This is a genomic window from Pseudomonas vlassakiae (genome assembly GCF_014269035.2).
Lineage (GTDB): Bacteria > Pseudomonadota > Gammaproteobacteria > Pseudomonadales > Pseudomonadaceae > Aquipseudomonas > Aquipseudomonas vlassakiae.
This window is the reverse complement of sequence record NZ_JABWRP020000005.1, coordinates 37,805-61,792: the sequence shown is the minus strand read 5'-3', so window position 1 is coordinate 61,792 and position 23,988 is coordinate 37,805. Positions and strand designations below refer to the sequence as shown.

Here is a 23,988-nt window from a genome sequence, read left to right as displayed (position 1 = left end):
CCTCAGCGACGGAACAGGTCGTTGAGCTGGGCGAACGGCAAGGCCTGCTCACCGTAACTGAAAGTGCCCTGGTCACGAATCTCCAGGGCCGCACGCTGCAACGCGCCGAGTGCTGCCCGGGCCAACGATGAACCGACACTGATACGGCGCACGCCCAAGTCCTGCAGCTGGTTGACGCTCAACGGCACGCCCGCCAGCCCCATCAGCACGTTGACCGGCTTCGGCGCCACGGCCTGCACCACCGCTCGCACCTCATCGACACTGCGCAATCCCGGCGCGTAGAGCACATCGGCACCCGCCTCGGCAAAGGCCTGCAGGCGCAGGATGGTATCGTCAAGGTCCATCCGCCCATGCAGCAGGTTTTCCGCACGGGCACACAGGGTGAAGGGGAATGGCAGGCTGCGCGCGGCCTGCACCGCAGCTCGAACCCTCGCTACAGCCAGCTCGAAGTCATAGATCGGCGCCTCTGGACGGCCGCTGGCATCTTCGATCGAACCGCCGACCAATCCCGTCCCAGCGGCACGCAGGAGGGTCTGGGCGCAGTCCTCCGGCAGGTCGCCAAAGCCATTTTCCAAGTCGGCGGCCACCGGCAAGGGCGTGGCATCGACGATCACCCCGGCGTTAGCCAATGTCTCATCCAGGCTCAAGGCACCCTCGGCATCCGGTCGTCCGAGGCTGAAAGCCAGGCCGGCACTGGTTGTGGCCAGTGCTTCGAAACCGAGGCTTGCCAACAGCCTGGCGGAGCCGGCGTCCCAGGGGTTGGGCATGACGAAGGCGCCATCACGCTCGTGCAGCGCCTTGAAGGCTTCGGCTCGCAGGGTCTGTACATCCATGATCACAACCTCCGGGGTCAGGGAAGGGTCAGAGTAGCCCCAGTTGTTCGACCTCAGGGGCGCGCGGCAATTCAGGTAATGCGGGCAAGCCTGGCAGACGCGCCATCAGCTGTCGGTGAAAACGCTGGGCCAGCGCGGCAGCCAGACGGTTGTCGGACGTATGCAGGAACACATAAGGACTGCGCCCCTCCTCGATCCAGGCGGCGACCTTGTCTACCCAGGGCGTGAGGAACGTGTCGTTGGCCTCAAGCTGCGGATGGCCGATGAAGCGCACCTGCGGGTACTGGCTGAAGGCTGCGGGACGCGGTGGCACCTTGGGCTTCTTCGACTGTGCATGCAGCACTGCCGGGTCGCGTGAGGTGCAGCTGAACAGGGCGCGGGGGTCAAGGCAGATGCGCTCAACGCCGCGTTCGTGGAGCAGGCGGTTGAGCAGTCGTTCTTCCTCGCCCTTGGCGAAAAACGCCGGGTGACGCACTTCCACCGCCACCGGCACAGCGATCTCGTCGAGGAAGTGGCACAGCTCGCCCAGCCGTGCCGGGCTGAACAGGCGCGGCAACTGCAGCCAGTACGGCGAGACCCGCTGGCCCAAGGGTGCCATCAGACGAGTGAAGTCGAAGGCAGACTCCAGCTGATCCCCCAGGTCACCTGCGTGGCTGATATCACCCGGGAACTTGGCGGTGAAACGGAAGTGCGCGGGCATGACCTGCGCCCAGCGGGCGACGGTGCCGGGTGCCGGCCGGGCATAAAACGTGGTGTTGCCCTCGACGGCGTTGAATACCCGGCTGTAGTAGCCAAGCATTTCATGGGTGGTGGCGTCGGCGGGATACAGGTACTCGCGCCAGGCGTTCTCGCTCCAGGACGGGCAACCTACGAAATAAGGCAAGGGTGACGGACTCATCCGTCAAATGTACAGGTCGAGCCCCAGTACTTCCATGTCCCAGTCGGTAAAACCGGCCGTGCTGAGGTAGCTGGCCAACGCGGTAGCGGTGCGCCGGTCACGGGCGCGGGGGAACACCATGTCCTGCTGACGAGCCGGCAAGCCCGCCGGACGACGACGCGCAGCAGCCTCCTGAGTGACTTCGCTCTCCTCGATCAGCTCGGCATCATCGACACTCTCGTCGCGCACCGCTGCTTTGCGCGGCGTGCGCTTGATCGGGTAGGACTGCGAGGAAAAACCGTCGATACGCATGGAGTGAGCACTCAGGACCAATGATGGCAATCTAGCAGCATCAGGATTGCGTCGCTAATGCTCGAGTGATAACTGGACCACAGTTTGCGCCTAAAGGTTTTATCGCCAACCGCGATAACCGACGAACAGCACTCAGCGCGCCTTGGGTGTCGCCACATTATCGCGCAAGTAGACCGGTTGCGCCTGTTCGGCGGCGATTGCCTCACCACGGCCCCAGGCGAAGCTGGCCAGGCTGAGGATATCCAGGGCACTTGGCAATGCTGAAGCGTTCGTGGCGCTGGCCTGTACCGCCAGGCGTTCGGCATAGCTCCAGCCGGTACCGGCACCGAACCAGTCACCGCTGCTGCCTGCGGGCAGGGCCACGCGCTCGGGCGGGAGCACGGCTTCCAGCCCTTGCAGGCGCATCTCGCCGGCTTCGGCCTTGTAGCAACCCCAATACACCTCATCCATGCGCGCGTCGATGGCCGCAGCCACCTGCTGCACGCCATGCTCGCGCAACGCGCCCTGAGCCAGCGCGGCCAGGTTGGACACCGGCAGCACCGGGCGGTCCAGCGCAAAAGCCAGGCCCTGCACCACACCGATGGCGATGCGCACCCCGGTGAACGCGCCCGGCCCACGGCCGAAGGCGATTGCATCCAGTGCATTCAACGCCACACCGGAGTCTGCCAGCAGTTGCTTGATCATCGGCAGCAGCTTCTGCGCATGCATGCGCGGGATCACCTCGTAATGGCTGGTTACCTTGCCGTCATTCAGCAGCGCAACGGAACAGGCTTCGGTGGCGGTATCCAGGGCCAGCAGGGTGGTCATCGAACGGGTATCCAGGTGCTAGGGGAAAGAGCGGCAGTATAGAGCAGCTGCGGCCCCTGTGGGAGCGGCCTTGTGTCGCGAAAGGGCCGCGAAGCGGCCCCAGGATGTCAGCGACACGGCAAAAATCGAGGGGCTGCTTTGCAGCCCAATCCGACCGGTGCGGCGATCCGACAAGGCCGCTCCCACAAAAAAAGCGGCCGCTGCGTCAGGTGTTTGGATCAGCTCAGGGCTGCCAGCACCTTGGCGGTGATCGACTCGACCGAGCCGACGCCTTCGATGTGGCTGTACTTCGGCTTGCCAGCGTTGGCTGCCGACAGCTTCTGGTAGAAGTCCACCAGCGGCTTGGTCTGGCTGTGGTAGACCGACAGGCGGTGACGCACGGTTTCCTCCTTGTCGTCGTCGCGCTGGATCAGGTCTTCGCCGGTGACATCGTCCTTGCCTTCCACTTTCGGCGGGTTGTACTGAATGTGGTAGGTGCGGCCAGAGGCCAGGTGCACACGGCGGCCAGCCATGCGGCCGACGATTTCTTCGTCGTCGACAGCGATCTCGACCACGGCGTCGATATCCACGCCGGCGGCAACCATCGCTTCAGCCTGCGGAATGGTGCGCGGGAAGCCGTCGAACAGGCAGCCATTGGCGCAATCCGGCTGGGCGATGCGCTCCTTGACCAGGCTGATGATCAGCTCGTCGGACACCAGTTGACCGGCATCCATGACTTTCTTCAGTTCCAGGCCCAGTGGGGTGCCGGCCTTGACGGCGGCACGCAGCATGTCACCGGTGGAGATCTGTGGAATACCGAACTTCTCGGTGATGAACTTTGCCTGAGTACCTTTACCGGCCCCGGGAGCTCCCAGCAGAATTACGCGCATCTCGTGCTCCTCAAATTTTTTTATGAAATTCAATGGATTCGGCAATCGAGGCCAAGTCCGGAAAATCGGGTATGACCATAAATCGGTCAAAAGGCTGCTCAAGATACACAGCGCCCGGCAGCCAGACAAGCGTCCCAAAGTTGCAGCATTGCGTCGTCTGTAACCAGAACGGAGGGTGGTTGCACCCTGCGCAACCACCCTCCTCGCCCTGTCGTGGCCGCCTGCCGGTCAACCGGCAAGGGCCGCGACGGCGGGCCTTACCCGGTGTTGCGCAGGCCCGCGGCGATACCTGCCACGGTCACCAGCAGGGCCTGCTCCAACGGGCTGTCCAGAGCGGCTTCGCGGCTGCGTGAACGGGCCAGCAACTCGGCCTGCAGGCGGTGCAGCGGGTCCAGGTAGGTATTGCGCAAGCTGATAAATTCCAGGGTCTCGGGGCTGTGCGCCAGTAGCACCGGCTGGCCGGTCAGGCCCAGCACCACCTGGCACGACTGCGACAATAGGTCGCGCAAGTGCGCACCTAATGGAAGCAGGCCTGGTTGCACTAGACGTTGGTCGTAGGCCTCGGCGATTTGCGCGTCGGCCTTGGCCAGGACCATTTCCAGCATGTCGATGCGGGTGCGGAAGAATGGCCACTGCTCGCGCATCTGCGCCAGCAGTTCGCCCTGGCCTCGCGCCAAGGCATTGCTCAGGGCGGTCTCCCACCCCAGCCAGGCCGGCAGCATCAGGCGTGTCTGGGTCCAGCCGAAGATCCAGGGGATCGCCCGCAGGCTTTCGATACCACCGGCGCGGCGCTTGGCCGGGCGGCTGCCCAGCGGCAGGCGTCCCAGTTCCTGCTCCGGGGTGGACTGGCGGAAGTATTCGACGAAGTCCGGGTTTTCCCGCACCACACCGCGGTAGGCCTTGAGGCCATCGGCTGCCAGCTGGTCCATCAATGCCCGCCAGGCGGGTTCTGGAGGGGGTGGCGGTAGCAAGGTCGCTTCGAGCACAGCAGCCAGGTACAGGTTGAGATTCTGCTCGGCGATGGCCGGCAAGCCGAACTTGAAGCGAATCATCTCGCCCTGTTCGGTGGTGCGGAACCGACCTGCCACCGAACCCGGAGGCTGCGACAGAATCGCCGCATGGGCCGGGCCACCACCACGGCCCACCGTGCCACCACGGCCGTGGAACAGCAGCAGTTCGACCTGATGCTCGCGGCAGATGCGCACCAGGTTCTCCTGGGCACGGTACTGGGCCCAGGCCGCTGCCGTGGTGCCCGCGTCCTTGGCCGAGTCGGAATAGCCGATCATCACTTCCTGCGGCCCGCGCAGGCTGGCGCGGTAGCCCGGCAGGCCAAGCAGGCGCTGCATCACCGGCCCGGCGTTGTCCAGGTCCGCCAGGGTTTCGAACAGCGGCACCACCCGCATCGGCCGGGTAAGGCCGGCTTCCTTGAGCAGCAGTTGTACGGCCAGCACATCAGAGGCCGCACCCGCCATCGAGATCACGTAGGAGCCCAGCGAAGCGCCCGGCGCAGCGGCGATCTCGCGGCAGGTGGCCAACACCTCGGCGGTCTCTGCCTGAGGCTTGAAGTGCGCGGGTAACAACGGCCGGCGATTCTTGAGTTCCGCCTGGAGGAATGCGATGCGCTGTTCTTCGTCCCAGTCGGCATAGCTGCCCAGGCCAAGGTAATCGGTAATCTCGGCCAGCGCATCACGGTGCCGGGCGGCATCCTGGCGCACATCCAGGCGGCCGAGGAACAGGCCGAAGGTCACCGCCCGGCGCAGGCTGTCGAGCAGCGGGCCATCGGCGATCACTCCCATGCCGCATTCGTGCAGCGACTGATAGCACAGCTCCAGCGGTGCGATCAGGTCGCGGTTATCCACCAGCACCTCGGCGCTGGCCGGCTGGTTGCTGGTCAATGCGAGTTGGGCCCAGGCGCGGGTCGCCCGCAGCCGTTCGCGCAACTGCTTGAGCACTGCCCGGTACGGCTCGGCACTGTCGCCCACACGTTCACGCAAGGCCTCACTGGCTTGTTGCATGGACAGCTCGGCCGCCAGCGCATCGATATCGCGCAGGAACAGGTCGGCGGCCATCCAGCGGGCCAGCAGCAATACCTCACGGGTCACGGCCGCCGTGACATTGGGGTTGCCGTCGCGGTCACCGCCCATCCACGAGGCGAAGCGAATCGGCGCAGCTTCCAGCGGCAGGTGCAGGCCGGTGGCGTCGAACAATGCCTTGTCGACCTTGCGCAAGTGGTTGGGGATGGCCTGCCACAGCGAATGTTCGATCACCGCGAAGCCCCATTTGGCCTCGTCTACCGGGGTGGGCCGGGTGCGGCGGATCTCTTCGGTGTGCCAGGCCTCGGCGATCAGCCGGCGCAGGCGCTCGCGCACCTGTTCACGCTCGGCGGGGGTCAGGTCGCGGTGGTCCTGGACGGCCAGCTGGCCGGCGATGGCATCGTATTTCTGGATCAACGTGCGCCGCGCCACTTCGGTCGGGTGTGCGGTCAGCACCAGCTGGATATCGAGCTTGGCGAGCTGCCGGGCCAGGGCCTCATCCTTGTGCCCGGCCTGCTTCAGGCGAGCCAGCAGTTCGGGCAGGACCCGCGCCTCGAACGGCTCTGGCTGACCGGCATCGCGACGGCGGATCAACTGATACTGCTCGGCCATGTTGGCCAGGTTGAGGAACTGGTTGAAGGCTCGCGCCACGGGCAGCAGGTCTTCTTCGGCCAGGTCGGCCAAGGTCGAGCTCAACTGCTCGCCAGCACCGCGGCGGTCGGCCTTGGCACTGTGGCGGATGTCCTCGATCTTCTGCAGGAACGCATCACCGTGCTGCTGGCGGATGGTCTCGCCGAGCAACTCCCCCAACACATGGACATCTTCACGCAGGCGCACATCGATATCAGTCATTGGCCCTCTCTTCGGCGCGGCTCGCCACGCTCTGCTCAGGAAACAGCACTGGGCCAAGAGTGCCCATTGCCGGGGCGCGATGGCAAGCCGCGATCGCGCAAAGCAAACTAAAGTTAAGCCAGCGCAGTCCGATGCAATGCAGCCTTTTCTGGCGTTCACAGAGGTCATCATGAAAATCCGCGAACTCGCCCAGCACTGGGAACAGAATGCCGCCGGCACCCTGAGCCCCACCGGCCACGCCTTGCACTTGGACCTGGAGTCCGAGGCACGCCTGGCTGCCCTGATCGACATGTACCCCAAGCGCACCGCCGAGGAACTGCTCGGCGAACTGGTCGCCGCCGCGCTGGAAGAGCTGGAAGCCAGCTTCCCCTACGTGCAGGGCCAGAAGGTCATCGCCACTGACGAAGAGGGTGACCCGCTGTTCGAAGACATCGGCCCGACCCCGCGTTTCCTGGCCCTGTCACGGCGCCACCTGCACGATCTCAGCAATACCGGCGAAGACACCGGGAACTGAGCGTTCAGTACCCCGATCCGGGCCTGCAACAGGCCCGGAAACCACTCCAGCGGGCGAAAGTTCCGGGCCAACTTCACTGACCGATCAGTCAGAAATAAATGGCAAAACGGCGCATTTTTTTCGGAACCATTCAAAAAACGGTCAAGTCCCAGCCAATAGCCATCACGCTAAAACCCTGCACTCCTGCCATGTGCATCGTTGAGCGCAAGCGCAGGCACTGTCAGGGATTGAGCGATGGACTGCTACGGACATCGTCGTAATCAGGAGTGATCCAATGGAACTGACCACCATCAAGACCCGCACCCCGAAACTCTCATCTACTCACGTGCGCGGATTGAAGCTGGCCGCGCTGGCCCTGGGCAGCAGCCTGGTCCTGGCCGGCTGTGCTGGCAACCCGCCTACCGAGCAGTACGCTGTCACCCAGTCCGCGGTCAATTCGGCCGTCAGTGCCGGTGGCACCGAGTTCGCCGCCGTGGAAATGAAATCGGCCCAGGACAAGTTCAAGCAAGCCGAAATCGCCATGCACGATAAAAAGTACGATGAGGCCAAGCGCCTGGCCGAGCAGGCCGAATGGGATGCCCGCGTCGCCGAGCGCAAGGCCCAGGCAGCCAAGGCCCAGAAGGCCGTGCAGGATGCCCGCCAGGGCGTTCAGGACGTACGTCAGGAAGGCCTGCGCAGCGCTGAATGAGCGCCGCCACGCCAACCCCAGCCTTCGCCACTGATCAAAGGATGAACACTATGCGCAACCACGTCATGATTCCCGCCCTGCTGGCACTGAGCGTCGGCCTTGCCGCCTGCTCCCACGACCCGAACCCCAACCTGGAGTCGGCTCGCACCAACTTCTCTGCACTGCAGAGTGACCCGCAGGCAAGCAAGGTCGCCGCGCTCGAGACCAAGGATGCCCAGGACTGGCTGAACAAGTCCGACAAGGCCTTCATGGACCGTGAAGACAGCCAGAAGGTCGACCAGCTCGCCTACCTGACCAACCAGCGGATCGAGGTGGCCAAGCAGACCATCGCCCTGCGCACCGCCGAGAACGAGCTGAAGAACGCCTCGGCCCAGCGCGCCCAGGCCAAGCTCGATGCCCGCGACGCACAGATCGCCAAGCTGCAGGAAAGCCTCAACGCCAAGCAGACCGACCGCGGCACTCTGGTGACCTTTGGTGATGTGCTGTTCGACTTCAACAAGGCCACCCTGAAGAGCAACGCCTACCCGAACATCACCAAGCTGGCCCAGTTCCTTCAGGAAAACCCGGAGCGCAAGGTGATCGTCGAGGGCTACACCGACAGCGTCGGCTCGGCCAGCTACAACCAGGGCCTGTCCGAACGCCGCGCCGCCAGCGTGCGCGCTGCACTGGTACGCGCAGGTGTCGACCCTGCGCGTATCGTCGCCCAGGGTTATGGCAAGGAATACCCGGTAGCGGACAACGGCAGCAACTCGGGCCGTGCGCAGAACCGTCGCGTGGAAGTGACCATTTCCAACGACAACCAGCCGGTGGCACCGCGTTCGGTGAGCCAGATTCAGCAGTAAGGCTGGCCGGCAGAAATGAGAAAGCCCCGTGATCAATGCGGGGCTTTTTCTTTGGGCGTTTTGTCTCATGCCTCTAGAGATGAGGCGGCGCTCGATGTCGCAGGCGCCATAAAAACCACGTCGATCCCTTACTGCACCTGCTGCGGCGTTTCCTGCCCCATGCAGCGCACCGCGCGCTTGCGGTTGTCCACCAGCACACCGGTCAGGCCTTTCTGCTCGGTATCGAACAGCACCAGCACGCCATCCACGCACTGGGCCACCTGGGGTGCCGGGTCCAGCGAGACCTTGTAATCCTCGCCAGGGATTGTCTTGAGCATGGTGAAGTCCTGCAGCAGCAGTGCATCCTCAGGTTTGGCGAAATGCAGGTAGCCGTAGTACCAGAGGGCTCCCACCGTCACGATGATGCTGCCGACACCGGTCAGGATCAGCGGGATGGCGTTGCGTTCTTCACTCATTGGGTGTTCTTCTCGTCAGGATAGTTGGGCACTTCGGCAAGCCGCCGCAGGCCATTGAAATGGCTGGGGTCATCGAGGAAGCGCAGCATCACCTGGCGCCATACCGGGTCGGCGAAGGTCTGCACGTGACCGCCACGGGTCAGTTGCAGCACCCGCGGCGCTGGCGTGTGCTGGTACAGGCGGATGCCGTTGTCCATCGGCACCAAGGTGTCGTCGATGCTGTGGAAGAACAGCTTTGGCGGGCTGCTTAGCTGCCCGATCGAACGGATTGCACTGTCGCCGTCCGGTACCAGCCAGGACAGCGGCACCTGCAGCGGCCAGGTCAGCCACGAGGTACTCAGGGCATAGCGACCGACCTCGCGGTAACTGGCCGGCACACCATCGAACACCAGGGCACTGAAACGCTGACGCTGCTCCGGGTGCTGTGCCAGGTAGTGGATCGCCATCGCCCCGCCGAGGCTCTGGCCGAGCAGTACCAGCGGCTTGCCCTTGACCTCGGGGGCCTGGGCCAACCATGCCATCGCCGCGTCGATGTCCAGATAGACCTCAGGCAAGCTTGGCGAGCCCTCGGACAGGCCATAGCCACGGTAATCGATCATCAATACCTGGTAGCCCTGCTCCGGTAGCCAGTAGCTGCCGCCAAGGTGACCGGACAGATTACCGCCGTTGCCGTGCAGATGCAGAACCGTGCCCTTGACCGCCACCCCCGCCTTGGCCGGCAGCCACCAACCGTGAAGGCGCAGGCCATCGGCGGTGGTCAGGCTGATGTCGCGGTACGCCAGCTTGGCCCGCTGCGGCGTGAACGGTTCGCCGGGTTCCGGGTAGAACAACAGGCTGCTGCAGCCGCACAGCCCCAGCAGGAGCATGCCCAGTGCCAGCAGGCGGCAGCGCTCAGAGAATGTTCGCGTAGTCGGCTTCAATGCGATCCAGGCTCAAATGGTTGAGGAAGTTGGAGAAGCACATCCAGGCCGACAGCGCGTTGAGGTCGCGGAACTGCTCAGGCAAGTACTTGGGCGGCTCGACCAGCCCTTCCTCGACCAGCTGGCGCAAGGTGCGCATGTCTTCCAGGGTGGTCTTGCCACAGAACAGCAGCGGTATCTGCTCGAGCTTGCCCTTCTTCACGGCCAACTGAATGTAGTTGTAAACCATGATGAAGCCCTTGAGGTAGGACAAGTCCTTGGTGAATGGCAGGCCATTGGGCACCGAACCCCGGAACACCCGGCTGGCGTTGCTGTAGCTCTGTCCCATCTCGAAGCCCTGCTCGCGGAAGAATCCGAACACTTGCAGGAAGTCGGCGCCCTCTTCGACCATGTGGATGGCGCGGGTGCGGTTGGTCAGCTTGCGCAGGCGGCTGGGGTAGGAAGCGAAGGCAATCACCTCCATGAGGATGGCCAGGCCTTCCTGGGTCACCGTCGACGAGGGCGGGCCCTTGGCCAGGAAGGTGCAGATCGGCTGGTTCAAACCGTTGAGGGTGGTCCCCACGTGCACCAGGCCCTCATGCACCTCCAGCGCACGCACGTCACGGTTGTTGAACATGGCATCGGCGCGCACCTTGATGTAGTCGGCACCGGCTGCGGCATCGGCGACGATACCGTCCGACTCGAACACGCGGATGGTCTCCTCGGCCTCGCCGAACACCTTGTTCAGGCGGCGCTGGAGGATGTCCACGGCCTCCTTGGCAGTCAGGTTCTTCGGCTCGTCCTTGAGGTCGCCACGCCCGTCGATATTGTTCAGGTAGTCCGAAAGCATCAGCCCCAGGTCGGCCAGGGTCGGGTCACCGGCGTGGAAGGCGTCGGAGGCCGCGCCATACAGTTCCTGCGAGATCAGCCCGAAGTCTTCGGTACCGCGGGCTTCGAGCATGCGCACGACCATGCGGTATTCGCGGCACATGCGCTTCATGATCTGCCCGACCGGGTTGAACTGGCCCAGCTGGCGGATGATGTCGCGCTCGATGGCCTGGAACTCGGCCTTTACCGCGCTGGAGTCGAATGCCAGCGGGCGCGCCAGGTAGTACTCGCGGTCAACGGCGGGCGGCTCCTTGCCCTTGGCCTTGAGGAAGCCCTGGCGGATATTGTCGTCCCATTTCACGGCGTCCAGGACCCGGATCGGGGTCTGCGCCGCGACGATGCGGTCGGACAGCGCGCGGATGGTCTGCTGGTACTCGTCCACTGGGGACTCCTTTCTAGAACAAGATACCGGTACCGGCCTCTTCGCGGCTTCAGCCGCGAAGAAGCCGACACGGTCATTTGCCGGAGCGCTGGAACCGCGCCACTTCGACGAACAGGTCGGAGTTGGCCGGGTCATCGAGGTACGCCAGCACGCGTTGCGACGGGCTGTCGATCAGCACGCCCTGCTCGCTGTCTTGCGCAATCTGGGTACTGCGCCCGCTCAGTTCCTTTTTCTCGACCGCCTGCTGCACTTGCTCGACATCGAGGTTATAGACCACCAGTTCCTTGCCATCGATGATGTCGAAACCGCCAATCAGGAAGTTGCCGCCCAGGCGCTTGGGCACGCCAGCCGACAAGTACCAGCGGTTGCCGTGGCGCGAGACGGTGAAGGTGTATTCCTCCGGCGCCTTGCCTTTGGCCGTGGCCACCGCCTTGTACGCATCACCGCCGCTGCGGCTGATGGTCAGCTTCAGCGGCTCGCCCCAGGCATCCTTGCTGCTCCACTTGCCGAGCAAGGCCTTGGGTGCAGCCTGGTTGTTCGGCAGCGGCTCATGAAAGCTCACAAGGCAACCGCCCAGCAGGAGGAATGACAACGTCAACAACACCACACGCCAGGCTTTCATCAGGTTCTCCTTGAAAGTTCGGTCACTGCTCAGGCCGAGGCCAACACCAGGTGCAGGTAACGGGTAAGCATAGCGAGCATCTGCCCATCGGCTTGCGCATCGGCATCCTTGAGCAGGCCCTGATATTCCATCTGCTCGATAATCGCCGTCAACATTTGGGCGTCCTGTTCCGGTTGCTGCGAGCCGACCACCTGCAGCAGCTGGCGGGCGCCGTGCAGCAGGATCTGCTCGTGCGCGCACACCAGTTCCGCCAGGCGCGGGCACAGCAAGGCCTCCTGGCGGAAGGCCTGCTCGGCCATCATGAAGTCGCGGCGGCTGAGCAGTTGACGCTGCACATAGTCGACGGTCATGCGGGCGATTTCATCAGCCAGCCGCGCCCGCGACTGCACACTGCCATCCCCCTGGGCGAGCAACTGGCGCAGCACCACCTCGGTGTTGGCCCAGAGCTTGGCCATGTAGGCGGCGCTGCGCTCGACATACTGGGCAAAGGTGTCGGTGAGCAGGTCTTCGATGTCCTTGAAGTAGTACGTGGTGGCCGATAGCGGCACTCCCGCCTCGGCGGCCACCGCACGGTGGCGCACGCCTCGCACGCCATCGCGCACGACGATGCGCATGGCGGCGTCGAGGATCAGCTGGCGGCGCTGTTCGCTGCCTTGACGGGCGGTCTTGCGACCCTGGTACTGCACGCTTTCGGCGACGGCGGTGGCGATGCCGGCGGCGCCTTGTTGGGCCATTGCGGGTGTCACAGTGGTTACCTCATGGTTCGAGTCATCTGCTGCCTGTACCGGCCCTATCGCGGCTGAAGCCGCTCCTACAGGACCACAGATACCTGGAGGAGCGGCTTCAGCCGCGATAGGGCCGGTACAGACAACATAAAGCTTCAGGCATGAAAAAGCCGCCCCGAAAGGCGGCTTGTTCAGTTCACTCAAGCCTGTGGGCGCATGTGCGGGAACAGGATCACGTCGCGAATCGACGGCGAGTTGGTCAGCAGCATCACCAGGCGGTCGATACCGATGCCTTCACCGGCAGTCGGTGGCATGCCGTACTCCAGGGCGCGAACGAAGTCGGCGTCGTAGTGCATGGCTTCATCGTCACCGGCGTCCTTTTCTGCCACCTGGGCCAGGAAGCGCTCGGCCTGGTCTTCGGCATCGTTGAGCTCGGAGTAGGCGTTGGCGATTTCGCGGCCGCCGATGAACAGCTCGAAGCGGTCGGTCACGGCCGGGTTGTCGTCATTGCGGCGGGCCAGTGGCGACACTTCGAACGGGTACTCGGTGATGAAGTGCGGCTGCTCCAGCTTGTGCTCGACCAGCTCCTCGAAAATCATCACCTGCAGCTTGCCCAGGCCTTCGTGGCCCAGCACCTTGGCGCCGGCCTTCTTGGCGATGTCGCGGGCACGGTCGACATCCTGCAGGTCGGCAGCGGTCAGCTCGGGGTTGTACTTGAGGATCGAGTCGAATACCGACAGGCGAGCAAACGGCTCGCCGAAGTGGAACACCTTGTCGCCGTATGGCACGTCGGTGGTGCCCAGCACCAGTTGCGCCAGCTCGCGGAACAGTTCCTCGGTGAGGTCCATGTTGTCGCGGTAGTCGGCGTAGGCCTGGTAGAACTCGAGCATGGTGAATTCAGGGTTGTGACGAGTCGAAACGCCTTCGTTACGGAAGTTGCGGTTGATCTCGAACACTTTCTCGAAGCCGCCAACCACCAGGCGCTTGAGGTACAGCTCCGGCGCGATACGCAGGAACATGGCCATGTCCAGGGCGTTGTGGTGGGTTTCGAACGGCTTGGCCGCTGCACCACCCGGGATGGTCTGCAGCATCGGCGTCTCGACTTCGAGGAAGTCGCGCTCGATGAGGAACTTGCGGATATGCGAGATCACCTGCGAACGCACCCGGAAGGTGTGGCGGGTTTCTTCGTTGACCATCAGGTCGACGTAACGCTGGCGATAGCGCTGCTCGGTGTCGGTCAGCCCGTGGTGCTTGTCCGGCAGCGGGCGCAGCGACTTGGTCAGCAGGCGCACCTGGGTCATCTCGACGTACAGGTCGCCCTTGCCGGAACGGGCCAGGGTGCCTTCGGCGCTGATGATGTCGCCCAGGTCCCAGGTCTTGACGGCGGCCAGGGTTTCTTCCGGCAGGGTCTTGCGGTTGACGTAGACCTGGATGCGGCCAGTCATGTCCTGGATGACCATGAACGAGCCACGGTTGAGCATGATGCGACCGGCAACCTTGACCGGGATCGCGGCTGCTTCCAGCTCTTCCTTGGTCTTGTCCGCGTACTGCTTCTGCAGGTCGTTGCAGTAGCTGTCGCGGCGGAAGTCGTTGGGGAAGGCATTGCCCTTGGCACGCTCGGCGGCAAGTTTTTCCTTGCGCAGGGCGATCAGGGCGTTTTCTTCCTGTTGCAGGTCTTGCGATTCGGTCTTCAGGTCGCTCATGTCGTCATTCTTTCCATCAGGTATTCGTTGCCCTTTCCGGGCAGGGCACGCGCTACCGGCAAGTGGCCAGGCAGCGCGGCGGTGGTGTACGGCTTACAGCCCCTGCTTGAGGCTCGCTTCCAGATACTGGTCGAGGTCGCCATCCAGGACCTTCTGGCAGTCGCTGCGCTCGACGCCGGTACGCAGGTCCTTGATGCGCGAGTCATCCAGCACGTAGGAGCGGATCTGGTGGCCCCAGCCGATGTCCGACTTGCTGTCTTCCAGCGCCTGCGAAGCGGCGTTGCGCTTCTGCATTTCCAGCTCGTACAACTTGGCCCGCAGCATTTTCATGGCGGTGTCCTTGTTGGCGTGCTGGGAACGTTCGTTCTGGCAAGCCACCACGGTGTTGGTCGGTACGTGGGTGATACGCACCGCCGAGTCAGTGGTGTTGACGTGCTGACCACCAGCACCGGAGGAGCGGTAGGTGTCGATGCGCAGGTCGGACGGGTTGATCTCGATCTCGACCTTGTCGTCGATCTCGGGGGACACGAACACCGCCGAGAACGAGGTATGGCGACGCGCGCCGGAGTCGAACGGGCTCTTGCGCACCAGGCGGTGCACGCCGATCTCGGTGCGCAGCCAGCCGAAGGCGTACTCGCCCTTGATGTGCACGGTGGCGCCCTTGATGCCGGCGACTTCACCTTCGGACAGCTCGATGATGGTGGCGTCGAAGCCACGCTTGTCGGCCCAGCGCAGGTACATGCGCAGCAGGATGTTGGCCCAGTCCTGCGCCTCGGTGCCGCCGGAGCCGGCCTGGATGTCCAGGTAGGCGTTGTTCATGTCCATCTCGCCGCTGAACATGCGACGGAACTCAAGCTGGGCGAGGGACTCTTCCAGGGCCTGCAGCTCGGTCTCGACGTCGCTGACGGCGCCTTCATCACCTTCCTCGACAGCCATGTCGAGCAGGTCCTTGCAGTCGGCCAGGCCATTGGACAGCTTGTCCAGGGTCTCGACGACCTGCGCCAGCATGGCACGCTCGCGGCCCAGCGCCTGGGCGTACTCGGGCTTGTTCCAGACGGCAGCGTCTTCCAGCTCGCGGTTGACTTCGATCAGGCGGTCATGCTTGTGATCGTAGTCAAAGATACCCCCGAATGGACAGGGAACGCTCGGTGAGGTCCTTGATGGTGTTCAGGATCGGTTGGATTTCCATGGGCGGCTGGCTCTCGTGCGAATTCGGTGAAAAGCCCGCGAGTATAACCCATCCAAAGAGCGGCGGCAGCCCGTTGGGCAGCCGCATCGGCGTCAGGCAATGCCGAGCTGGTTGCGCCCGTTGTTCTTGGCCTGGTACAGCCCCTTGTCCGCTGCCGAAATCAGCTGCCGCCAATGGCTGCCAATGGCCGGTGTCTGGGTCGCCAGGCCGATGCTCACGGTCAGCAGCGAGTCTGCCGTCGGCACACTGTGCGCAATGTTCAGGCCAAGCACGGTCTGGCGCAGCTTTTCGGCGATCAGGCGTGCACCGCCCGGCGAGGTGTTGGGCAACACCAGGGCGAACTCCTCGCCGCCGTAGCGCGCCGGCAGGTCGGTTGGCCGCGAGCAGGAGCCGCGAATGGCCTCGGCGACCTGGCGCAGCGCTTCGTCGCCGGCCAGGTGACCGAAGCTGTCGTTGAACACCTTGAAGTAATCGACATCGATCATCAGCAACGACAATTGCTGCTGCTCGCGCATGGCCCGGCGCCATTCCAGCTCCAGGTATTCGTCGAAGTGGCGGCGGTTGGACAGCCCGGTCAGGCCGTCGGAATTCATCAGCCGCTGCAGCATCAGGTTGGTGTCGAGCAGCTGCTGCTGGCTGACCCGCAAGGCGCGGTAGGCCTCGTCGCGTTGCAGCAGGGTCAGGTAGGAGCGCGAGTGGTAGCGGATGCGCGCCACCAGCTCGATGTTGTCTGGCAGCTTGACCAGATAATCGTTGGCACCGGCGGCGAAGGCGGCGCTCTTGACCAGCGGGTCTTCCTTGGTCGACAGGACGATGATCGGGATGTCCCGGGTGGCCGGGTTGTTGCGGTACTCGCGCACCAGGGTCAGGCCGTCCAGGCCGGGCATGATCAGGTCCTGAAGGATCACCGTGGGCTTGATGCGCACGGCCTGGGCTACCGCCTGATGCGGGTCGGCGCAGAAGTGAAAATCGATGTTCTCTTCCACTGCCAGGCCACGACGCACCGCTTCACCGATCATCGCCTGGTCATCGACCAGCAGGACCATCGCCATGTTTTCATTGGGGGTCGTGAACCCTTCGATCGGTAGATCAGTCATTCGAATTCACCTGACCACGTCCGCTCACGCGGCGCGATTCTATACAAGTCGTCATTTTGCGAAGAGTTCCATCAAGCGCCCGGCGATGCGTTCCAATGGGCGGATTTCCACTGCGGCATCGATCGCCGCAGCGGCCTTGGGCATGCCGTACACCGCACTGCTGGACTGGTCCTGGGCAATCGTCAGAAAGCCCTGCTGGCGCATCAATTTCAGGCCCTGGGCGCCGTCACGCCCCATGCCGGTAAGCAGCACCCCCACCGCATCGCCGTTCCAGTAGCGCGCCACGCTCTCGAAGAACACGTCGATCGAAGGCCGGTAGATTTCGTTGACGGGCTCGGCAGTGTAAGCCAGCTGGCCGCCCTGTAGCAGGCGGATATGGTGGTTGGTGCCGGCCAGCAGCACCTGCCCGGGCTGGGGCGGTTCGCCCTCGCGGGCCAGGCGCACGGGCAAGCCGCAGGCGCTGGCGAGCCATTCGGCCATGCCGGCAGCGAACACCTGGTCGACATGCTGGACCAGTACGATCGACGCCCCAAAACCGCGCGGCAGGCCTTTAAGCAGCACTTCGAGGGCGGCCGGGCCGCCTGCGGAAGAGCCAATCGCAACCAGGCCACTGCGCTGGGAAGCCTCGCGCAGGGGGGCGGCGACCGACTTGCTCGCGCCGGGCCGCTGCTGGCCAATCAACCAGCCGATATTGAGGATCTTGCGCAGCAGCGGCGCCGCAGCCTCACGTGCGTCACCGGCTCCCAGTGCGGGGGTGTCGACCACATCCAGGGCGCCATGGCCCATGGCCTCGAACACCCGGTGCACGTTCTGCTTGCGGTCGACCGTGACAATGACGATGGCGCAAGGCGATTCGGCCATGATCCGCCGGGTCGCCTCGACGCCATCCATCACCGGCATGATCAGGTCCATGAGAATCAGGTCGGGAGTGTCCTCGGCGCATTTGCGCACGGCTTCAGCGCCATCGCTGGCCACCCAGATCACCTGGTGCGCCGGTTCGAAGGCCAGGGCCCGGCGCAACGCCTCTACCGCCATGGGCATATCGTTGACGATGGCGATCTTCATCCCTGAGCACCTCCGATCAGTTCCACCACGGCATCCAGCAACGCATCGTCATGGAAGCTGGCTTTTGCCAAATAGTAGTCGGCTCCCGCATCAAGGCCACGCCGGCGATCTTCTTCGCGGTCCTTGTACGACACCACCATCACCGGCAGTGACTGCAACCGTTGGTCGCGGCGCACCAGGGTGACCAGTTCGATGCCATCCATGCGCGGCATGTCGATATCGGTGATCAGCAGGTCGAAGTCTTCGCTGCGCAGCGCATTCCAGCCGTCCATGCCGTCCACCGCCACCGCGACGTCATAGCCACGGTTGCCCAGCAGCTTGCGCTGCAGCTCGCGCACGGTGAGCGAGTCGTCGACCACCAGGACGCGCTTGCGGCTGGCACCTCGCGCCCCTTGCGCGCCGCGTTCGATGCGCTCCAGCCGGCCGGTGCTGAGCAGCTTCTCGACCGAGCGCAACAAGTCTTCGACATCGATGATCAGCACCACCGAGCCATCGTCCAGCAAGGCCCCGGCCGAGATGTCCTGGACCTTGCCCAGGCGCGGATCGAGCGGCATCACCACCAGCACCCGCTCACCGACCAGGCGCTCCACGGCTACCCCGTAAAGCTGCTCGCGCTCTCGGATCACCACCACCCGCAGGCTGCTGGCCTCGCCCTGCCCTGCCGGCCGGTTGAGCAACTGGCTGGCAGCCACCAGGCCGATATGCCGGCCTTCGTGCCAGAAGTGCTGGCGGCCCTCGATCTGCACGATGTCTTCGGTTGCCACTTCAAGGGTGCGCTCGATATGCGCCAGCGGGAACGCATAAGCCTCGCCACCGACCTCCACCACCAGGCTGCGCACCACCGACAGGGTCAGCGGCACCTCCAGGTGGAAACGACAGCCCTGGCCGGGCAGCTGCGTCAGCTCGATCGAACCACGCAGGTCGCGGACCATGTGCTGCACCGCATCCAGGCCGACGCCACGGCCAGACACTTCGGTGACCTTGTCGCGCAGACTGAAGCCCGGCAGGAACAGGAAGGTCAGCAGCTCGGCCTCGCTCATCTGCGCCACGGTGTCGGCCGGCGACAGGCCGCGCTCGACGATGTTGCGCCTGAGGCGCTCAAGGTCGATGCCCGCGCCATCATCGCTCAGTTCAAGGATCAGCAGCCCGGCTTGGTGCGAGGCGCGCAGTCGGATCGTACCTCCCTCCGGCTTGCCCGCCAGCAGGCGCCGCTCGGGCAGTTCAATGCCATGGTCGACAGCATTGCGCAGCAAATGGGTCAACGGCGCTTCGAGTTTTTCCAGCACATCACGATCGACCTGGGTTTTCTCGCCTTCGATCTGCAGATGCACCTGCTTGCCAAGCGAACGCCCGAGGTCGCGAACCATGCGGGTCTGGCCGGTGAGTACGTCGGCGAACGGGCGCATGCGACAGGCCAAGGCCGTGTCGTACAGCAGCTGCGCTCGCTGGCCGGCCTGCCAGCCAAACTCGTCGAGGTCGGCGGCCTGCTGCTGCAGGATCTGCTGGGTTTCCAGCAACAGGCGCTGGGTCTGCGCCAGGGCATCCAGCACCTCGGGGCTCTGGCCACTGTCTTCAAGCTGCGTCTTCAAACCGTCGAGGGCACGCATGCCCTGGCCATGCATGCGTTTGAGGCGCTGCAGGGTGGCCAGGTAGGGCTTGAGGCGCTGGGTCTCGACCAATGACTTGCTGGACAGGTCGAGCAGGCTGTTCAGCCGGTCGGCGGTGACCCGCAAGACCCGCTCACCGCCCTCACCTGCGCGCTTGCCGGCCTTGCGCGGCACGGCGGGTTCGACTTCGGCCGCGACGGCCGGCGCCATCGGCTCAGGCTCAGGCGGGGACGGCGGGGCCACGGCAAGCGCCGGTTCGAGCGCAGCCGCTGCCGGTACCGAGCCAGCGGGGTCGAGCAGGCCGGCCATCTGCACCAGGAACGCCGGCACCAATGCCTCGCCATTCGGATCGCCGGGGGTGGCGATGTGCATCAGCAAGTCGGTGCCGCGCAGCAGTGCATCGATGTGTTCGGCGCGCAGCAGCAGCCGGCCTTCCTGCGCCGCCACCAGGCAGTCTTCCATGACATGGGCGACGCTGACCCCGGCATCGATGCCGACGATACGCGCGGCGCCCTTCAACGAATGCGCCGCCCGCATGCAGGCTTCCAGCTGGTCGGCCTGGGTCGGGTTGTGTTCCAGTGCCATCAGCCCGGTACTGAGCACCTGAGTCTGTGCCTCGGCCTCCAGGCTGAACAGTTCGAGCAGCGATGCGTCGCGCATTTGCTCTGGGGTCATGACAGGCTCCGCTGCACGGCAGACAGTAAATGGTGATCGTCCAGCACCCGCACACTGCGCCCCCGCCACTGCAACACCGCAGCGGTAAACGGTGCGGCATCCTCGGTGTCCCCCTGCAAAGCGGCATCGAGGCGATGAATGCCGTCGATCTCGTCCACCGCCATCACCACCGGCCCGCCCGACGCTGCCAGGATCAGCATGCGCGGCATCGCCCGACCGCTGCGCGGCTGCTCGGGCATGCGCTCCACACCCAGCAGGTCGGCCAGTGACAGGCACGGCACCAACGCGCCGCGCACATTGGCGACCCCTTGCAGTACCCGGGAGCGTTGATGGGGCAACGAATGCACCGGTTGCAGGGGAGCGATCTCGGCCAGGCAGGCTGTGGCCAGGGCCAGCCACTCCTCGCCCAGGCGGAACAGCAGCAGCGAGCGCCCGGCCGAGGTTTCGACCGGGGCCGGCTCGTGCGCCAGGTCGGTTTCGATCAGCGCGTAGCGGTCGAGCAGGCGCGTGGCCGCCGCCGCATAGACTTCACAATTGCGACAATGGATATGCCGTTCCAGCAACGGGCAATCCTTGCTGCCGTGGACACCGATACGGTTCCAGCAGTCGTCGATGCGCTCATCGTCCTTGGCCAGCAGCTCGACCGCGTGTTCGGCTTTCATCGTTCAGACTCCCGGCCAGCACGTGCGGCACGTTCCTGCAAGCGGCGGGCACCGGCTTCGTCCCCTTGGGCAGCCAGCAGCGTGGCCAGGTGCAACAATGCCTCGGGATGCTGCGGCTCCAGGTACAGGGCCTTGCGGTAAAGGCTCAACGCCTGCTGCGCATCACCTTCGGTATCGCTCAGCAGCCCCAACCAGTAGTAGACCTGGGCTTTGGGGGCGAACAGGTGCAGGTAGCGCTGGCAACTGGCGCGGGCCTGGGCGCTGTCGCCGGCATTGGCCTGGCGCGCGATATTGGCCAGCAACTCGCTTTCGCTCTCGCGCGGTTCGGCTGCCTGGGCGGCCGGTGGCACCACGCGCAGGGGCCGCGCCGATGGCACCGTCATGGGCCGCGGGCGGCTCGGTGCTGCCGCAGCTGGCAGCGGCCGTGCTGGCTGGGCGGGTGCAGCCGGCACATCGGCAGGCTGACGAACGTAGGCAAACGACTGGGCGATGCCCAGCGGGCGCATGCCCAACCGCGCCAGCAAGCTGCCTTCGGCAGGGCCGATGAACAGCACGCCCTGCGGCTGCGCCAGGCGCTTGAGCACTTCGAACACCCGCTGCTGGGTCGGGACATCGAAATAGATCAGCAGGTTGCGGCAGAACACGAAATCATACTGACCATAGCGGCCGGCCAGCGCTGGGTCGAGCACGTTGCCAACTTCCAGATTCACCTGCTGCAGTACCCGCTCATTCAGCTTGTGGCCGTCACCATCCTCACGGAAATGCCGCTCGCGAAAACCAAGTTCAGTGCCGCGGAACGAGTTACGCCCGTAGACGCCCTGTATGCCTTTGGCCACCGAGATAGGGCTGATATCGATACCGTCGATGCGGAAATCGGCCGGGCTCATGCCCGCATCGAGCAAGGCCATGGCCAGCGAATACGGCTCCTCGCCGGTGGAGCAAGGCAGGCTGAGCAGGCGCAAGGGACGCTCGCCGGCCAACTCGGCCAGGCGCTTCTGGGCCAGCCCGACCAGCGCGGTGAACGAGTCCGGATAACGGAAGAACCAGGTTTCCGGGACGATCACCGCCTCGATCAGCGCCAGCTGCTCATCCGGCGACTGCTGCAGGCGAACCCAGTAGTCATGCAGATCGGCGGCATTCAGGGCGACGCAACGCTGGCGCAAGGCCCGCTCCACCATCGGCACACCAACCGACTCGACATCCAGGCCGATACGTTCCTGCAGGAAGCGGAAGAAACGTTGCTCGCTCATGGCGTCACCTGTTGTGGCGCGTGCGGGAACAACAGTTCGCGCACGCGCTCTGTCAGCAGGTCATCGACTTCTATCCGTTGCAGCAAGCCTTGGGCGTCCTGGCGGACCGGGCCCAAATAGCGCGCTTCGCCGTTGTCCAGGCCATAGGGCTGGAACTCGTCCGGCATGCAGCGCAGGGTTTCGGTCGCTTGTTCAAGGATCAGTCCCAGCACCTGGTCGCCACGGTAGCGCACCAGCACCAGGCGCGTGCTGGTGCGCTCGGCTGCCGGCTGGCCAAAGCTCAGCGCGCCGAGGTCGACCACCGGCACCAGGACACCGCGATGCGCCAGGATGCCAGCCACCCAGGCCGGCGCCTGTGCAATCGGCTTGAGCGGCCGTCGGGGCAGCACCTCGATCACATCGCGCACATCCAGGGCAAAGCGCTGCTGGTTGAGGCAAAACTGCAGATAAAGGCTGCCCTTGGCGCTGGCCGCCGCTGCCGGGGAGGAATGCAAACCGGTCATGGTGGTCAGACTTTGAAGCGCGATACACCACCGCGCAGGCCGGCGGCCACCTGGCTCAACTCATCGATGGCAAAGCTCGCCTGGCGCAGCGATTCCACCGTCTGAGTGCTGGCATCACTGAGCTGGGCCAGGGCCTGGTTGATCTGCTCGGCGCCAGTGGCCTGGGCCTGCATGCCCTCGTTGACCATCAGCACCCGCGGCGCCAAGGCCTGGACCTGATGGATGATCTGGCTCAGTTGCTCGCCCACCTGCTGCACTTCGAACATGCCACGGCGCACTTCTTCGGAGAACTTGTCCATGCCCATCACCCCGGCCGATACCGCCGACTGGATCTCGCGCACCATCTGTTCGATGTCGTAGGTGGCCACGGCAGTCTGGTCGGCCAGGCGTCGCACCTCGGTGGCGACCACGGCAAAACCGCGGCCATATTCACCGGCCTTTTCCGCCTCGATGGCGGCATTGAGCGAGAGCAGGTTGGTCTGGTCGGCCACCTTCACGATGGTCACCACCATCTGCGTGATGTTGCTGGCCTTTTCATTGAGGATGCCCAGCTTGGCGTTGACCAGGTCGGCGGCGCCCATCACCTGGTGCATGGTTTCTTCCATGCGCGCCAGGCCCTGCTGGCCGGAACCGGCCAGGCTCGAGGCCTGGTCGGCGGCAGAGGTGACCTCGGTCATGGTGCGCACCAGGTCGCGCGAAGTGGCAGCGATTTCACGCGAGGTGGCGCCGATTTCGGTGGTGGTGGCGGCCGTTTCGGTGGCGGTAGCCTGCTGTTGCTTGGAGGTGGCGGCGATCTCGGTGACCGACGTGGTCACCTGCACCGACGAGCGCTGCGCCTGGGCCACCAGGTTGGCCAGGGCTTCGGCCATTTCGTTGAAGCCGCTTTCGATGGCGCCGAACTCATCCTTGCGGTCCAGGCTCAGGCGCATGCTGAGGTCGCCCGACCGCAGCTTGTCGAGGGCATGGACAATGCGTTGTACCGGTGCGGTGATGGCACGCATCAACAGCAGGCCGCAGATACCAGCGGCCACGATCGCCAACAGCAGCGAGACCATCATGCTGCCCTTGGCGGTGCTCACGGCGCTGACGATTTCACGGGTCGCAGCATCTGCAGACTCGCGGTTGTGCTCGATTACCGTGTTGAGGTGCTTGCGCCCTTCCACCCAGGCCGGGGTGAGCACATCCCTGATCAGCCGCTCGGCTTCGACGTAGTTCTGCTGGCGGTAAGCCTCCAGCACTTGGCCGACGATCTTGAGGTAGTTTTCTTCAAGTTTGATGAAGGTATCGAAGCGTTCCTGGTCATCGGTGTCCTGAATGGTGCCTTGGTAGTTCGCCATGGATTGCCTGAGGCGATCTTCAAAGCTCTTGAACAGCTCCATGTCGGCCGTGGTGATTTCGCGGTGGCTGGACAGCCCCACCAGCTGCTGGCTGGTGACGTAGCTGTCGACCCAGGCGCTGCGGATCATCGAGCTGTAGTAGAGCCCCGGAATGCTGTCTGTTCCCACTGCCTCCTCGGCACTTTCAATCGTCACCAGCCGCGAGTAGGCGGCTACGATCATCAGCAGCATGATGGCGATGATCACGGCGAAACTTGCCAGGATCCGTTGGCGCAAGGTCCAGTTCTTCACATTCAGCCCTC

General features: G+C 64.4%; 23 protein-coding genes. 3 read left to right on the top strand and 20 right to left on the bottom strand.

Annotated features, from left to right (window positions below):
* Nucleotides 1-2: 2 nt before the first annotated feature.
* The 6 genes from HU738_RS08315 to ppc all read right to left on the bottom strand — a co-directional run bounded on the left by HU738_RS08315 (nt 3) and on the right by ppc (nt 6,583).
* Nucleotides 3-833, bottom strand: coding sequence for an isocitrate lyase/PEP mutase family protein (locus tag HU738_RS08315; RefSeq protein WP_176509723.1), 831 nt, complete (start codon nt 831-833; stop codon nt 3-5).
* Between the two features lie 28 nt (nt 834-861).
* Entirely contained in the window at nt 862-1,731 is an 870-nt protein-coding gene (locus tag HU738_RS08310; RefSeq protein WP_186603211.1) for a DUF72 domain-containing protein, read from the bottom strand.
* A 3-nt stretch (nt 1,732-1,734) separates the two neighbouring features.
* On the bottom strand, nt 1,735-2,022 hold the full coding sequence (locus tag HU738_RS08305; RefSeq protein ID WP_186603212.1) for a hypothetical protein: 288 nt from the start codon (nt 2,020-2,022) through the stop codon (nt 1,735-1,737).
* A gap of 132 nt (nt 2,023-2,154) precedes the next feature.
* Complete coding sequence (tsaB, locus tag HU738_RS08300; protein ID WP_186603213.1) at nt 2,155-2,829, bottom strand: tRNA (adenosine(37)-N6)-threonylcarbamoyltransferase complex dimerization subunit type 1 TsaB; 675 nt, start codon at nt 2,827-2,829, stop codon at nt 2,155-2,157.
* A 218-nt stretch (nt 2,830-3,047) separates the two neighbouring features.
* Entirely contained in the window at nt 3,048-3,698 is a 651-nt protein-coding gene (adk, locus tag HU738_RS08295) for an adenylate kinase (protein ID WP_028691565.1), read from the bottom strand.
* 257 nt (nt 3,699-3,955) lie between these two features.
* The gene (gene ppc, locus HU738_RS08290) at nt 3,956-6,583 is read right to left on the bottom strand and encodes a phosphoenolpyruvate carboxylase (RefSeq protein ID WP_186603214.1); all 2,628 of its coding nucleotides are present in this window, start codon (nt 6,581-6,583) and stop codon (nt 3,956-3,958) included.
* 169 nt (nt 6,584-6,752) lie between these two features.
* Here ppc and HU738_RS08285 point away from each other — a divergent pair, with 169 nt between their 5' ends.
* The 3 genes from HU738_RS08285 (at nt 6,753) to lptF (ending at nt 8,627) form a co-directional block, all read left to right on the top strand.
* Nucleotides 6,753-7,097: a pilin assembly protein gene (locus HU738_RS08285; protein WP_176509728.1), complete on the top strand. Its 345-nt coding sequence runs from the start codon at nt 6,753-6,755 to the stop codon at nt 7,095-7,097.
* A gap of 274 nt (nt 7,098-7,371) precedes the next feature.
* Nucleotides 7,372-7,785: a DUF4398 domain-containing protein gene (locus tag HU738_RS08280; protein WP_176509729.1), complete on the top strand. Its 414-nt coding sequence runs from the start codon at nt 7,372-7,374 to the stop codon at nt 7,783-7,785.
* Between the two features lie 50 nt (nt 7,786-7,835).
* Entirely contained in the window at nt 7,836-8,627 is a 792-nt protein-coding gene (gene lptF / locus HU738_RS08275) for a lipotoxin F family OmpA-related lipoprotein LptF (RefSeq protein WP_176509730.1), read from the top strand.
* Nucleotides 8,628-8,755: 128 nt separating this feature from the next.
* Here lptF and HU738_RS08270 read toward each other — a convergent pair whose 3' ends face one another.
* From HU738_RS08270 to HU738_RS08205, 14 genes are all read right to left on the bottom strand, one after another.
* A complete protein-coding gene (locus HU738_RS08270; protein ID WP_110639385.1) occupies nt 8,756-9,082 on the bottom strand; it encodes a PA3694 family proteiin in 327 nt (108 codons plus the stop codon).
* Nucleotides 9,079-10,002, bottom strand: coding sequence for an alpha/beta hydrolase (locus HU738_RS08265; protein WP_186603215.1), 924 nt, complete (start codon nt 10,000-10,002; stop codon nt 9,079-9,081). The genes HU738_RS08270 and HU738_RS08265 overlap by 4 nt, the downstream gene beginning before the upstream one ends.
* Entirely contained in the window at nt 9,974-11,251 is a 1,278-nt protein-coding gene (locus tag HU738_RS08260) for a flavohemoglobin expression-modulating QEGLA motif protein (RefSeq protein ID WP_176509732.1), read from the bottom strand. The genes HU738_RS08265 and HU738_RS08260 overlap by 29 nt, the downstream gene beginning before the upstream one ends.
* 73 nt (nt 11,252-11,324) lie before the next feature.
* A complete protein-coding gene (locus HU738_RS08255; RefSeq protein WP_186603216.1) occupies nt 11,325-11,873 on the bottom strand; it encodes a LolA-like protein in 549 nt (182 codons plus the stop codon).
* 29 nt (nt 11,874-11,902) lie between these two features.
* Nucleotides 11,903-12,607: a TetR/AcrR family transcriptional regulator gene (locus HU738_RS08250; RefSeq protein ID WP_176509734.1), complete on the bottom strand. Its 705-nt coding sequence runs from the start codon at nt 12,605-12,607 to the stop codon at nt 11,903-11,905.
* Nucleotides 12,608-12,798: 191 nt separating this feature from the next.
* Nucleotides 12,799-14,301, bottom strand: a complete 1,503-nt coding sequence (gene lysS, locus HU738_RS08245) for a lysine--tRNA ligase (RefSeq protein ID WP_176509735.1) — start codon at nt 14,299-14,301, stop codon at nt 12,799-12,801.
* A gap of 93 nt (nt 14,302-14,394) precedes the next feature.
* Nucleotides 14,395-15,490, bottom strand: a protein-coding gene (prfB, locus tag HU738_RS08240; protein WP_186603217.1) for a peptide chain release factor 2 whose coding sequence is annotated in 2 segments (ribosomal slippage) — nt 14,395-15,417 and nt 15,419-15,490 — 1,095 coding nt in all. Because the reading frame shifts where the segments join, the coding sequence is not laid out codon by codon here.
* A gap of 92 nt (nt 15,491-15,582) precedes the next feature.
* Nucleotides 15,583-16,587, bottom strand: coding sequence for a response regulator (locus HU738_RS08235; RefSeq protein ID WP_186603218.1), 1,005 nt, complete (start codon nt 16,585-16,587; stop codon nt 15,583-15,585).
* 51 nt (nt 16,588-16,638) lie between these two features.
* A complete protein-coding gene (locus tag HU738_RS08230) occupies nt 16,639-17,652 on the bottom strand; it encodes a chemotaxis response regulator protein-glutamate methylesterase (protein WP_176509737.1) in 1,014 nt (337 codons plus the stop codon).
* Complete coding sequence (locus HU738_RS08225) at nt 17,649-19,934, bottom strand: hybrid sensor histidine kinase/response regulator (protein WP_186603219.1); 2,286 nt, start codon at nt 19,932-19,934, stop codon at nt 17,649-17,651. Before HU738_RS08225 ends, HU738_RS08230 begins: the two co-directional genes overlap by 4 nt.
* Nucleotides 19,931-20,596, bottom strand: coding sequence for a chemotaxis protein CheW (locus HU738_RS08220; protein WP_186603220.1), 666 nt, complete (start codon nt 20,594-20,596; stop codon nt 19,931-19,933). Before HU738_RS08220 ends, HU738_RS08225 begins: the two co-directional genes overlap by 4 nt.
* The gene (locus HU738_RS08215) at nt 20,593-21,846 is read right to left on the bottom strand and encodes a CheR family methyltransferase (protein ID WP_186603221.1); all 1,254 of its coding nucleotides are present in this window, start codon (nt 21,844-21,846) and stop codon (nt 20,593-20,595) included. Before HU738_RS08215 ends, HU738_RS08220 begins: the two co-directional genes overlap by 4 nt.
* A complete protein-coding gene (locus tag HU738_RS08210; RefSeq protein WP_186603222.1) occupies nt 21,843-22,349 on the bottom strand; it encodes a chemotaxis protein CheW in 507 nt (168 codons plus the stop codon). The genes HU738_RS08215 and HU738_RS08210 overlap by 4 nt, the downstream gene beginning before the upstream one ends.
* 5 nt (nt 22,350-22,354) lie before the next feature.
* Nucleotides 22,355-23,977 carry a methyl-accepting chemotaxis protein gene (locus HU738_RS08205; protein ID WP_186603223.1) on the bottom strand — a complete coding sequence of 541 codons (1,623 nt, stop codon included), beginning with the start codon at nt 23,975-23,977 and terminating at the stop codon, nt 22,355-22,357.
* Nucleotides 23,978-23,988: the final 11 nt, after the last annotated feature.

Excerpts from the sequence above, each read along its gene's own strand:
- HU738_RS08250 (WP_176509734.1), bottom strand. The coding sequence starts at position 12,607 with ATGGCCCAACAAGGCGCCGCCGGCATCGCCACCGCCGTCGCCGAAAGC.
- HU738_RS08215 (WP_186603221.1), bottom strand. The coding sequence starts at position 21,846 with ATGAGCGAGCAACGTTTCTTCCGCTTCCTGCAGGAACGTATCGGCCTG.
- HU738_RS08310 (WP_186603211.1), bottom strand. The coding sequence starts at position 1,731 with ATGAGTCCGTCACCCTTGCCTTATTTCGTAGGTTGCCCGTCCTGGAGC.
- HU738_RS08315 (WP_176509723.1), bottom strand. The coding sequence starts at position 833 with ATGGATGTACAGACCCTGCGAGCCGAAGCCTTCAAGGCGCTGCACGAG.
- HU738_RS08305 (WP_186603212.1), bottom strand. The coding sequence starts at position 2,022 with ATGCGTATCGACGGTTTTTCCTCGCAGTCCTACCCGATCAAGCGCACG.
- HU738_RS08270 (WP_110639385.1), bottom strand. The coding sequence starts at position 9,082 with ATGAGTGAAGAACGCAACGCCATCCCGCTGATCCTGACCGGTGTCGGC.
- tsaB (WP_186603213.1), bottom strand. The coding sequence starts at position 2,829 with ATGACCACCCTGCTGGCCCTGGATACCGCCACCGAAGCCTGTTCCGTT.
- ppc (WP_186603214.1), bottom strand. The coding sequence starts at position 6,583 with ATGACTGATATCGATGTGCGCCTGCGTGAAGATGTCCATGTGTTGGGG.
- HU738_RS08210 (WP_186603222.1), bottom strand. The coding sequence starts at position 22,349 with ATGACCGGTTTGCATTCCTCCCCGGCAGCGGCGGCCAGCGCCAAGGGC.
- HU738_RS08280 (WP_176509729.1), top strand. The coding sequence starts at position 7,372 with ATGGAACTGACCACCATCAAGACCCGCACCCCGAAACTCTCATCTACT.
- lptF (WP_176509730.1), top strand. The coding sequence starts at position 7,836 with ATGCGCAACCACGTCATGATTCCCGCCCTGCTGGCACTGAGCGTCGGC.
- HU738_RS08225 (WP_186603219.1), bottom strand. The coding sequence starts at position 19,934 with ATGACCCCAGAGCAAATGCGCGACGCATCGCTGCTCGAACTGTTCAGC.
- HU738_RS08220 (WP_186603220.1), bottom strand. The coding sequence starts at position 20,596 with ATGAAAGCCGAACACGCGGTCGAGCTGCTGGCCAAGGACGATGAGCGC.
- HU738_RS08230 (WP_176509737.1), bottom strand. The coding sequence starts at position 17,652 with ATGAAGATCGCCATCGTCAACGATATGCCCATGGCGGTAGAGGCGTTG.
- HU738_RS08285 (WP_176509728.1), top strand. The coding sequence starts at position 6,753 with ATGAAAATCCGCGAACTCGCCCAGCACTGGGAACAGAATGCCGCCGGC.
- HU738_RS08235 (WP_186603218.1), bottom strand. The coding sequence starts at position 16,587 with ATGACTGATCTACCGATCGAAGGGTTCACGACCCCCAATGAAAACATG.
- lysS (WP_176509735.1), bottom strand. The coding sequence starts at position 14,301 with ATGAGCGACCTGAAGACCGAATCGCAAGACCTGCAACAGGAAGAAAAC.
- adk (WP_028691565.1), bottom strand. The coding sequence starts at position 3,698 with ATGCGCGTAATTCTGCTGGGAGCTCCCGGGGCCGGTAAAGGTACTCAG.
- HU738_RS08255 (WP_186603216.1), bottom strand. The coding sequence starts at position 11,873 with ATGAAAGCCTGGCGTGTGGTGTTGTTGACGTTGTCATTCCTCCTGCTG.